The sequence below is a fragment of the Novosphingobium album (ex Liu et al. 2023) genome (assembly GCF_029076845.1).
Classification (GTDB): domain Bacteria; phylum Pseudomonadota; class Alphaproteobacteria; order Sphingomonadales; family Sphingomonadaceae; genus Novosphingobium.
The window spans coordinates 306,992-317,321 of sequence record NZ_JARESE010000001.1; the positions used below are offsets into that span (position 1 = coordinate 306,992).

13 protein-coding genes are annotated in these 10,330 nt (G+C 68.4%); 12 read left to right on the forward strand and 1 reads right to left on the reverse strand.

Annotated features, from left to right (window positions below):
- The first annotated feature begins 6 nt into the window (after positions 1-6).
- The 3 genes from PYV00_RS01450 to tatC are packed head-to-tail and all read left to right on the forward strand — an operon-like array spanning position 7 to position 1,468.
- A complete protein-coding gene (locus PYV00_RS01450; RefSeq protein WP_275226463.1) occupies positions 7-252 on the forward strand; it encodes a twin-arginine translocase TatA/TatE family subunit in 246 nt (81 codons plus the stop codon).
- Between the two features lie 20 nt (positions 253-272).
- Complete coding sequence (gene tatB / locus PYV00_RS01455) at positions 273-626, forward strand: Sec-independent protein translocase protein TatB (protein WP_275226464.1); 354 nt, start codon at positions 273-275, stop codon at positions 624-626.
- A 32-nt stretch (positions 627-658) separates the two neighbouring features.
- Positions 659-1,468, forward strand: coding sequence for a twin-arginine translocase subunit TatC (gene tatC, locus PYV00_RS01460; RefSeq protein ID WP_275226465.1), 810 nt, complete (start codon positions 659-661; stop codon positions 1,466-1,468).
- Between the two features lie 94 nt (positions 1,469-1,562).
- On the opposite strand, the gene PYV00_RS01465 is transcribed toward tatC, so the two are convergent.
- Positions 1,563-2,180: a DNA-3-methyladenine glycosylase family protein gene (locus tag PYV00_RS01465; protein WP_275226466.1), complete on the reverse strand. Its 618-nt coding sequence runs from the start codon at positions 2,178-2,180 to the stop codon at positions 1,563-1,565.
- Positions 2,181-2,270: 90 nt separating this feature from the next.
- Between PYV00_RS01465 and PYV00_RS01470 the strand changes: the two genes are divergently transcribed.
- The 9 genes from PYV00_RS01470 to PYV00_RS01510 all read left to right on the forward strand — a co-directional run bounded on the left by PYV00_RS01470 (position 2,271) and on the right by PYV00_RS01510 (position 10,328).
- Positions 2,271-2,588, forward strand: a complete 318-nt coding sequence (locus PYV00_RS01470) for a 2Fe-2S iron-sulfur cluster-binding protein (protein ID WP_275226467.1) — start codon at positions 2,271-2,273, stop codon at positions 2,586-2,588.
- 118 nt (positions 2,589-2,706) lie between these two features.
- Complete coding sequence (locus PYV00_RS01475; protein ID WP_275226468.1) at positions 2,707-3,705, forward strand: cysteine synthase A; 999 nt, start codon at positions 2,707-2,709, stop codon at positions 3,703-3,705.
- 15 nt (positions 3,706-3,720) lie between these two features.
- On the forward strand, positions 3,721-4,065 hold the full coding sequence (locus tag PYV00_RS01480) for a hypothetical protein (RefSeq protein WP_275226469.1): 345 nt from the start codon (positions 3,721-3,723) through the stop codon (positions 4,063-4,065).
- A complete protein-coding gene (locus tag PYV00_RS01485) occupies positions 4,031-4,810 on the forward strand; it encodes a DUF4350 domain-containing protein (protein ID WP_275226470.1) in 780 nt (259 codons plus the stop codon). The genes PYV00_RS01480 and PYV00_RS01485 overlap by 35 nt, the downstream gene beginning before the upstream one ends.
- Positions 4,811-5,139: 329 nt before the next feature.
- Positions 5,140-5,637 (forward strand): division/cell wall cluster transcriptional repressor MraZ, encoded by a 498-nt coding sequence (locus tag PYV00_RS01490; protein ID WP_275226471.1) that lies wholly within the window; start codon positions 5,140-5,142, stop codon positions 5,635-5,637.
- Positions 5,634-6,593, forward strand: a complete 960-nt coding sequence (gene rsmH, locus PYV00_RS01495) for a 16S rRNA (cytosine(1402)-N(4))-methyltransferase RsmH (protein WP_275226472.1) — start codon at positions 5,634-5,636, stop codon at positions 6,591-6,593. Before PYV00_RS01490 ends, rsmH begins: the two co-directional genes overlap by 4 nt.
- Positions 6,590-7,150, forward strand: coding sequence for a hypothetical protein (locus tag PYV00_RS01500; RefSeq protein ID WP_275226473.1), 561 nt, complete (start codon positions 6,590-6,592; stop codon positions 7,148-7,150). The genes rsmH and PYV00_RS01500 overlap by 4 nt, the downstream gene beginning before the upstream one ends.
- Positions 7,147-8,868: a peptidoglycan D,D-transpeptidase FtsI family protein gene (locus PYV00_RS01505; RefSeq protein ID WP_275226474.1), complete on the forward strand. Its 1,722-nt coding sequence runs from the start codon at positions 7,147-7,149 to the stop codon at positions 8,866-8,868. Before PYV00_RS01500 ends, PYV00_RS01505 begins: the two co-directional genes overlap by 4 nt.
- A complete protein-coding gene (locus PYV00_RS01510) occupies positions 8,865-10,328 on the forward strand; it encodes a UDP-N-acetylmuramoyl-L-alanyl-D-glutamate--2,6-diaminopimelate ligase (RefSeq protein WP_275226475.1) in 1,464 nt (487 codons plus the stop codon). The genes PYV00_RS01505 and PYV00_RS01510 overlap by 4 nt, the downstream gene beginning before the upstream one ends.
- Positions 10,329-10,330 lie beyond the last annotated feature (2 nt).

A 10,330-nucleotide genomic window follows, 5' to 3' on the forward strand; every position in this document is an offset into this window, starting at 1 on the left:
ATTCTTATGGGTGGCCTATCGCTTTGGCACTGGATCATAGTGCTGCTCGTGGTCCTGATTCTGTTCGGCCGTGGCCGCATCTCGGAAATCATGGGTGACTTCGGCAAGGGCATCAAGAGCTTCAAGGAAGGCGTGAACGAGGAGACGGCGAACCGCTCCGCGCCCGCCACGCCGCCGGCGCAGATCGCCTCGCCGTCGGCCGAAGGCGCTGGCGCCCCGACGCCGAGCGAGACCAAGACCGGCCAGTCCTGATCCTTACGGGCGCAAGCTGAATGTTCGACGTCGGCGCCTCGGAACTGTTGATGATCGTCATCGTGGCGGTCGTCGTCATCGGGCCAAAGGACATGCCGATGGCGCTGCGCACGGCCGGGCGCTGGATCGGCAAGATGCGCCGCCTGTCCGGCCACTTCCGCGCCGGCATCGACGCCATGGTGCGCGATGCCGAGCTGGAGGACATGGAGCGCAAGTGGCGTGAGCAGAACGACGCGATCATGAAGGCCCATCCCGTGCTGCCCGATGCCGAAGCGATGCAGCCGCCGATCGCCGCCGCGGCGGATGCCACGCCATCGCCCGACGCTTCGGCCCGGCCGGCGGCCGAACCGCTCTTGCCGCTGCCGCCGCCATGATCGCGCCGCCTGCAATCGGGGAGCGCTAGGCCATGGTCCTTCGCCATTCGGATATCGACGATACCCAGGCGCCGCTGCTCGATCACCTGATCGAGCTGCGCACGCGGCTGATGCGTTCGCTGTTCGCGTTCGGCATCGCCTTTGCCGTCTGCTTCTATTATTCCGGGGCCATCTTCGGCTTCCTCGTCCGCCCGCTGACCGGGGCGTTCCCCCCCGGTCAGGGCAGGCTGATCTACACCAAGCTTTACGAAGCGTTCTTCGTCGAAGTGAAAGTGGCGCTGTTCGCGGCGTTCTTCCTCAGCTTCCCGATCATCGCCAACCAGCTCTGGGCCTTCGTCGCACCGGGGCTCTATGCCAAGGAAAAGCGGGCCTTCTTCCCGTTCCTGGTGGCGACGCCGATCCTGTTCACGATGGGCGCCGCGCTGGCCTATTTCGTCGTCATGCCCACGGCCTTCCACTGGTTCCTGGGCTTCGAGGGGCAGAAGGGCGGGCTCAAGCTGGAAGCGTTGCCGGGCACCAGCGATTACCTCGCGCTCGTCATGCAGTTCATCCTGGCCTTCGGGATCAGCTTCCTGCTGCCGGTGCTGCTGATGCTGCTGAACCGCGCGGGCATTGTCAGCCGCGCGCAGCTTGCCTCGGCGCGGCGCTATGCGATCGTCGGCATCTTCATCATCGCCGCCGTGGCGACGCCGCCCGACGTGGTCTCGCAGCTCCTGCTCGCCGTGCCGCTGCTGCTGCTGTTCGAAGGCACGATGGTGCTGATGTGGTTCACCGAACGGCGCGACGCGCGCGAAAAGGCGGCCGAAGCGGTCGCCGGGCAGACATCCGCGCCGGCGGAGTAGCGGCGCTTTCCCGCAAGACCCGTGGGGAATCTGCTGGGAAATACGTGGAAGAGCGCTTTTCGTTGCCGCCCCAGCTCACGCCCACAGGCGCAGCTTACAACGCCGGATTGTTGTAGCAGTGCCAGGTGAAGATCGCCGCCGCGCCGCGATGCGGGCGCCAGGCTTCGGCCAGTGCGCGGGTATCCTTTTCGCCCGGCCGCTCGCCCAGCTCCAGGATCCTGTGGAGGCCGGCCTGCACCGCCAGGTCTCCGGCCGGCCAGATATCGGGACGGCCCTCGGCGAACAGCAGGTAGATCTCGGCCGACCAGCGCCCGATGCCCTTGATCCGCACCAGTTGCGCGATCGCCGCCTCGTCGTCCTCGGGCAAGTTCTCCAGATCGAGCGTCCCGGCCACGACCAGTTCGCACAGCGAGCGGGCGTAGCCCTGCTTCTGGCGTGACAGGCCGCAGCCGCGCAGCGCGTCGAACTCGGCGGCAAGCAGGTCTTCGGGCGGCAGCCCTTCGCCCAGCAACGCTTCCAGCCGGGCCCAGACCGAGGCGGCGGCGGCCACGCTGACTTGCTGGCCTACGATCGTGCGCAGCAGCGTGGCATAGCCGGTAGGCCGGATGCGCGGCTCGGGATAGCCGGCGATCGCCAGGGCGCGGTCCATGCGCGGATCGCGCGCGGCGATCGTATCCAGACCTTCGCGCAATGCTTCTGCCGTAAGACCCATGCACCCTCTGCCTTGCCAAAACCGGCGTCAGCCTTTAGCAGCCTCGGCCAAACACCGATACAGGGTGTCTCAAAAGGGGATAGAGCCAATATGCCGCAGATCATCGTGGTCAATCAGTCGGGTGAGGAATCGAGCGTCGATGCCGCCGAGGGCCGGACGCTGATGGAAGTCATCCGGGACAACGGCTTCGACGAGCTGCTGGCGCTGTGCGGCGGCTGCTGCAGTTGCGCGACGTGCCACGTCCACATCGACCCGGCCTATATCGACAAGCTGCCGGCGATGAGCGAGGACGAGAACGACTTGCTCGACAGCTCGGACCACCGCAACGAATTCTCGCGCCTGTCCTGCCAGGTTCCCGTGACCGGGGTGCTCGAAGGCTGCAAGGTGACGATCGCGCAGGAAGATTGAGCGCGCAGGAAGATTGAGCGTGCGGGACGATTGAGAAGGCCGCGCCCACGGGGCGGCTTTTCACCCGGCCGGCGCGAATCGTTTGCGCCGGCCCGTTCGAGTTCCTACTTCTCGCCGCATGACTGCACCTGAGCCCCGGCGCGACACTCTCGACCTTATCGGCAACACGCCGCTCGTCCTGCTCAGGGGGCCGAGCGCGGCGGCGGGCTGCGAGATCTGGGGCAAGTGCGAATTCGCCAATCCCGGCGCTTCGGTGAAGGACCGGGCGGCACTGTGGATCGTGCGCGATGCCGAGGCGCGCGGCACCCTGCTGCCCGGCGGCACGATCGTGGAAGGGACGGCGGGCAACACCGGCATCGGCCTGGCCCTTGTCGCCAACGCGCTGGGCTACAAGACGGTGATCGTCATGCCCGAGACGCAGTCGCGCGAGAAGATGGACACGCTGCGCGCGCTTGGCGCCGAACTGGTGCTGGTGCCGGCGGCGCCCTTTTCCAATCCCGGCCATTTCGTCCACACCTCGCGCCGGCTTGCCGAAGAGACGCCCGGCGCGGTCTGGGCGAACCAGTTCGACAACATCGCCAACCGCAAGGCCCATATCGAAAGCACCGCGCCCGAGATCTGGGAGCAGATGGAAGGCCGGATCGATGGCTTCACTTGCGCCGCCGGCACTGGCGGCACGATCGCCGGCGTGGGCCTTGGCCTCAAGGAATTCGATCCGAGCGTGACGATCGCGCTGACCGATCCGCACGGCGCGGCGCTTTACAACTACTATGCCTGCGGCGAGCTCAAGGCCGAAGGCTCCTCGGTGGCCGAAGGGATCGGGCAGGGGCGCATCACCGCCAACCTCGATGGCGCGCCGATCGACACGCAGTTCCGCATTTCCGATGAGGAAGGGCTGGAATGGGTCGCGCGGCTGCTGGCCGAGGAAGGGCTGTGCCTGGGCCTGTCCTCGGGCATCAATGTCGCAGGCGCGGTGGCGCTGGGGCGCAAGCTGGGCACGGGCACGCGCGTGGCGACGATCCTGTGCGACACGGGCTTTCGCTATCTCTCCACGCTCTACAATGCCGATTGGCTCAAAACCAAGGGTTTGCCCGTCTTCCCCTGGCTCGCGCAGTAGGCTATCATTTCGTCGATGGCAGACAACGCCCCAACCCGGCTGGTGGAAACGATCCGGGCACCGCAGCACTATACGCCGCCCACCGCGCGGGAACTGCGTTCGCAGGCCGTGCACCGTCTGCAAGTGGGGCTGTTCGGCCTGTGTGCGATGCTGCTGATCGTCGGGCTGGCCAATATCATCATGGACCGCGCGCGGCTGGCCGACGTGCAGGACCCGATCAAGGATGTCGTCGCGGTGGACGCCGCGCCGAAGAAGGCCGCCAGCGATCCGCTGGCCGATATCGGCGTGGTGCCTTCGGCCGATCCCTCGCCGAGCGAGACCGCCGATGCGGAGTCCGGCGCGCTGCTCAAGAAGCGATAGGCGCTCGCGCCCCGCGCTGTGCGCGCTGATCGCGCTCGCCGCGCTGGCCGGCTGCGGCCGCGCGCAGGAAGCGCGCCAGCCGGTCACGCGGCCAATCGGGCTCTATACCAGCTTGCCGATCGCCTGGCACGAGAGCGCGCGCCTGTCCGACTTGCTCGATCGCGCGGGTGAGCCGCACTGGGCGCTTGCCACGATCGGGCGGCATGGCGCGTTGCGCCCGCTCGATACGCTCGACGGGCCCGACGGCAAGCTGCCGTTGCCGCCGCACGCGCTGCTGATCCTGGCCCAGCCGCGGCCGCTGTCCCCCCGCGAGAACGTCGCGCTGGATGACTGGGTGCGGGCGGGCGGGCGCGTGCTGCTGTTCGCCGATCCGATGCTGACCGCGCCTTCGATCCACCCGCTGGGTGATCCGCGCCGTCCGCAGGACGTGGCGCTGCTCTCGCCGATCCTCGCGCGCTGGGGGCTGGAGCTGCAATTCGACGAGACCCAGGCGGCGGGCGAGCGCACGGTGCCACTGGCGCGGGGCGCTTTGCCCGTGAATCTGCCGGGCCGCTTTCGAGCTGGCTCGCCCGATTGCGTCCCGGAAGCTGGCGGCCTGCTCGCCATATGCCGCATCGGTGCCGGGCGAGTGATCGCCGTCGCCGACGCGGCGCTGTTCGAATCCGGCGATTCGCCAAACCTTGCCGCGCGCCGCGCCGCGCTCGACACCTTGCTGGCACGCCTGGCCGAGCCGCGCGCGCACTAAAATCCGGTCAGAAATGGGGATGAACGGGGATCGGCCCTGCCGATTGCGCCCTCGTGCGCGCAAATGCGGCGATTCGGTGGCGGATTCGCCAAATCGTGCCATTCGCTCGATGATTTAAATCACTATTCTATAAGGAAATAATTTTTGATTCCGGCTGATCCCCAGATTTTCCTTTAATCCCCAATATTCCCGCGATATGTAGGCATTCCATCGGAAAGGCTGATCCTCGCCGTGCCTCGTGCGGGTGCGGAGCCGGTCGCGTTCACGCGCGGCGGCAGGGGGAAGGTCTGTTGCGGTTGAGGAATACCTCGGGGGGTCAACGGGTCGGCATGGCGGGGCAGCCATACATCTACAGCGGTCAGGGCTTTTCGCTGCTACGCGACAAGAACCGCTTCGTGCTGCCCAACCAGTTTCGCGGCACGGTGCGCGAATCGAGCGGCAAGGCCGTGCTGTGCCTGGGCAAGCATGACCGCTGGGACTGCCTGACCGGCTTCGGCCTCTCGCGCGTGGAGGATTTCGACCAGCAGATCCGCGAGGAGCAGGCGATCGCCATCCAGTCCGGCAAGGAATACGATGCCGACAAGCGCGCGTTCGACCTGCACAGCTTCTATGAAGTGCCGTTCGACGGCAGCGGCCGCTTCGTCATGCCCGAGGATCTGTTTGCGCTCGCCGATATCGGGGATCAGCTCTATTTCCAGGGCGCCGGCCGGTTCTTCACCGTGTGGAACCCGGAAAAGCTCTACGCGCTCGACCAGAGCTGGGCCGTCGCGCAGACCGCCTGCCGCAACCTGGCGGCCAAGGAAATCGCAAAGGCGCGCAAGAAATGAGCGCGCCGCACATCCCCGTCCTGCTCGATGAAGTGATCGCCGCGCTCCGCCCCGGGCCCGGCACGCTGATCGTCGACGCGACGTTCGGAGCGGGCGGCTATACCCGCCGCCTGCTCGATGCCGGTGCCACCGTGCACGCCTTCGATCGTGACCCCTATGCGATCGCGGCGGCGCGCGACAATCCGGCATATTGGCCCGAGGCGCGGACCGCCCCGCCGCGCCTCGTGCTCCATCCCCGGCGCTTTTCCGAAATGGTCGCCAGCATGGCCGAGGCGGGCATCGCCCGCGTCGACGGCGTGGCCATGGACATCGGCGTCTCGTCCATGCAGCTCGACCAGCCCGAGCGGGGCTTCGCTTTCGCCAGCGATGGCCCGCTCGACATGCGCATGGCGCAGGAAGGGCCGACCGCGGCCGATTTCGTCAACACCGCGCCCGAAGCGGACATAGCCGACGTGCTGTTCCGTTACGGCGAGGAGAGGCAGTCACGGCGCCTGGCCCGTGCGATCGTGGCTGCCCGTCCTCTTTCCACCACCGGCGATCTGGCGCGCGTGGTGCGCAAGGCGCTGGGCCATCGCCCCGGCGCGCCCAAAGACCCGGCGACGCGCAGCTTCCAGGCGATCCGCATTCACGTGAACGGCGAGCTGGACGAACTGGAAGCGGGCCTTGCCGCCGCCGAGACGCTGCTGCGCGCCGGCGGCCGGCTGGCCGTGGTCAGCTTCCACAGCCTGGAGGACCGCATCGTCAAGCGCTTCCTGCGCGAGGCGAGCGGCGCGGCCACCGCCACCTCGCGCCACTTGCCCCAGAGCACCGGCGGCCCGGCGCCGACATTCGCCCAGGTGGCCAAGGCCATTCGCCCCGGCGAGGACGAACTTGCCGCCAATCCCCGTGCCCGCTCCGCCACATTGCGCAGCGCCGTGCGTACCGATGCCCCCGCCCGCGAAAGGATCGCCGCATGAACCTCACCCGTGACCGCGTCCAGTCGATCGGCTGGTTCACCGTGCTGCTGCTGTTCGGCGCGCTGACGCTGGGGCTTGGCCTCAGGGTCAACGCGGTGAAAAGCCAGGTCCACGATACCGAAAGGCACATCGTCGCGCTGCGGCAGGATATCGACCAGTTGCAGACCGAGTTCCAGACGCGGTCCAACCAGCAGCAGCTCAAGGCGATCAACGACATCGATTTCGGCTATCAGGCGCCGCGCGCCGAGCAGTACATCGAAGGCGAACGCCAGCTTGCCGCGCTGGGCCTGCCGCGCGGCCCCGGCGCGCCCGAGCCGATCCGCATGGCCCATGGCGACGGCGCGGCGGCGGAACCGGCCGCGAGCAATCCCGTGATCGCCATGGTCTCGCCGATCACCGGCACGCCGGCCAACGCGGCCGAAGCGCGCGGGGCGGTGAAGAGCGATTCGGGCGAGGAGGGCTCCGGCCGGGCCGAGGCGCGGACGCTGGTGCGCGATGCGGCCGAGCTGGGCAATCGCCTGGCCCGCATCAAGGTGGCGAGAGCCGGCACCGAATGACCGCAGTCGCGATCTCGACCACGGTCACGACCGGCCGCCACAAGCTGATCAACGTTCGCCAGCGTTCGTTGCTTGTGGCGAAGCTGCGCGCGCTGTGGGTGCTGGGCCTGTTCGTGGGGATCGGCGCGCTGGCGCTGGTGCGCGTCGCCTTCCTGGGGCTGACCGGCGACGTGCGCGAGCAGGGCGGCCTGTTCGACAGCCTGGTGCCCGCGCGCGGCGCCATCGTCGATCGCAATGGCCAGCCGCTGGCGCGCGATTTCCGCACTTATTCGCTGTGGTTCAATCCCAAGGCGATGGCCGCCGGCCCGCCGCTGGTGCACAGCCCGCGCGAGATCGCCGAACGGCTGGGCGCGATCTTCCCCGACCTGGACGTGGCCGAGACCGAGGCGAAGCTGGCTTCGGGCCAGCCCGGTTATCTACGCCGCAGCATCCTGCCCGAACAGGCCAACCGCGTGCACCAGCTTGGCGAGCCGGCGCTGCAATACCCGCGCGAGACCGAGCGTTTCTATCCGCAGGGGTCCATGGCGGCGCACGTGCTGGGCTTCATCGATGCCGAAGGGCACGGCAAGTTCGGCATGGAAAAGCACCTTGACGAGCAGCTCCTGTCGCAGGCCGGGCGCACCGCGCGATCGGTCCTGTCGATCGACGTGCGCGTGCAGGGCGCATTGGAAGACGAGCTGGGCCGCGGCATGTTCGAATCGAACGCCAAGGGCGCGGCCGGCATCGTGCTCGATGTCGATACCGGCGAAGTCCTGGCGCTGGCCTCGCTGCCCGCGTTCGATCCCAACAAGATCGATCAGGCCAGCACGCCCAACATCTTCAACCGCGTGACCAACCAGGTCTATGAACTGGGGTCCACGTTCAAGCCGATCGCCGTGGCCGCCGCGCTCGACGCCGGCACCGTCACCGATCTCGGCCGCCGCTGGCCGGCCGCGCCGCTGCATGTCGCGGGCTTCACCATCAAGGACAGCCACGCGATGGGCGCCTCGCTCAACGTGCCCGAAACGCTGATCCATTCCTCGAACGTCGTCACCGCGCAGATCGCCGACGAGCTGGGCGGGGTGCGGCTGAAGCGGACGATGGAAACGCTCGGCATGAACGAGCGCCCTTATATCGAGCTGCCCGAGCGCGGCTTTCCGATCTGGCCTTCGGGCGAATGGCCGCGCCTGCGCACGATGACGGTGTCCTATGGCCACGGCATCGCGGTGACGCCGCTCCACCTCGCCTCGGCCTATGCGGCGCTGGTCAATGGCGGCATCTGGCGCCCGGCGACGCTGCGCAAGCTGGAGCCCAGCCAGGTTCCGGCCGGCCGGCGCGTGTTCAAGGCATCGACCAGCGCGCGCATCCGCCAGCTTCTGCGCATGATCGTGGTCTATGGCACGGGCCGCAAGGCCGATGCGCCCGGCTTCCGCATCGGCGGCAAGACCGGATCGGCGGAAAAGCCGGGGGTCGGGGGCTACCGCAAGAGCTCGCTGGTCTCTACTTTCGCCTCGGCCTTCCCGATGGACCACCCGCGCTATGTCGTCATCGCCATGCTCGATGAGCCGCAAGGCACCGAGGCAACCTCGTTCCAGCGCACCGCCGCGTGGAACGCCGCGCCTGTCGTCAGCCGCGTGGTGCCGCGCATCGGCCCCTTGCTGGGCGTCATGCCCGACGAGACGCGCGATATCGACATCACCGATCTCAAGCCGCTGATTCCGGGAGCGTCGCGCGAATGAAACTGGGAGCGCTGGCCGAAGCGGCGGGAATGCCGCTGGCGATGGGCGGAGAGGCGCAAGTCACCGGCTTCGCCATCGATCACCGCAAGGTCGCGCCCGGCTGCGTGTTCGGTGCCTTTCCCGGCACGCGCTTCAATGGCGAGGATTTCATCCCGGCGGCGATCGCGGCCGGCGCGGTGGCGGTGGTCGCGCGGCCCGGCGCGAAAGTGGCAGGCGCGATCCACTTCGCCGATTCCGAGCCGCGCCGCGCTTTCGCCCGGCTGGCGGCGCGCTTCTTCACGCCCGTGCCGGCCACGCTGGTCGCGGTGACGGGCACCAACGGCAAGACCTCCACGGTCGAATTGACGCGCCAGCTCTGGCGCATGGCCGGCATCCGCGCCGCCTCGATCGGCACGCTGGGCGTCACCACCAGCGACGAGAGCGTGTCCACCGGGCTCACCACCCCCGATATCGTCACGTTCCTGGCCAATCTCACCGGCCTGGCGCGCGAAGGGGTGACGCATGTCGCTTACGAGGCATCGAGCCACGGCCTCTCGCAGTTCCGCAACGAAGGGCCCGAAGTGGCCGCCGGCGCCTTCACCAATCTCAGCCGCGATCACCTCGATTACCATGCCGATATGGACGATTACTTCGCGGCCAAGATGCGCCTGTTCGACGAAGTCGTCGCCGATGGCGGCACGGCGGTGGTCTGGGCGGACGACGAATGGTCGGTCCGCGCGATCGAGCACGCGATGCGCCGCGACCTGCGCCTGTTCACCGTCGGCACCGAAGGGCGCGACATCCGCCTCCTGTCGCGCACGCCGGGCGAGCTGGGCCAGAAGCTGGAGATTGAACATGCCGGCAAGGTGCGCGTCATCGACCTGCCGTTGATCGGCGCCTACCAGGCCGCCAACGCGCTGGTCGCCGCCGGGCTGGTGCTGGCGACGGGCGGGGATGCCGCGGCCACGTTCGATGCGATGAAGCGCCTGCAGACGGTGCGCGGCCGGCTGGAACGCGCGGCGGTTTCGGCCAGGGGCGCGCCCGTCTATGTCGATTACGCGCATACGCCCGACGCGCTGGAGGCGGCGATCGCGGCCTTGCGCCCGCATGTGAAGGGCCGGCTGATCGTCGTGTTCGGCGCGGGCGGGGACCGCGACCAGGGCAAGCGCCCGGAAATGGGCAGGGTGGCGGCGGCGGGCGCCGATCTGGCGATCGTCACCGACGACAATCCGCGCGGCGAGGATGCGGGGGCGATCCGCGCCATGGTCATGGCCGGCTGCCCCGGCGCGACCGAGATCGGCGACCGGCGCGAGGCGATCGGCGCGGCGATCGCGGCGGCCGGGCCCGGCGATATCGTGCTGATCGCGGGCAAGGGGCACGAACAGGGGCAGATCATCGGCAGCGGCGCCGGCGCGCGCGTGCTGCCATTCGACGACGTAACCGTGGCCAGGGAAATGTCTGGCGCGAGAGGAGACCGATGACG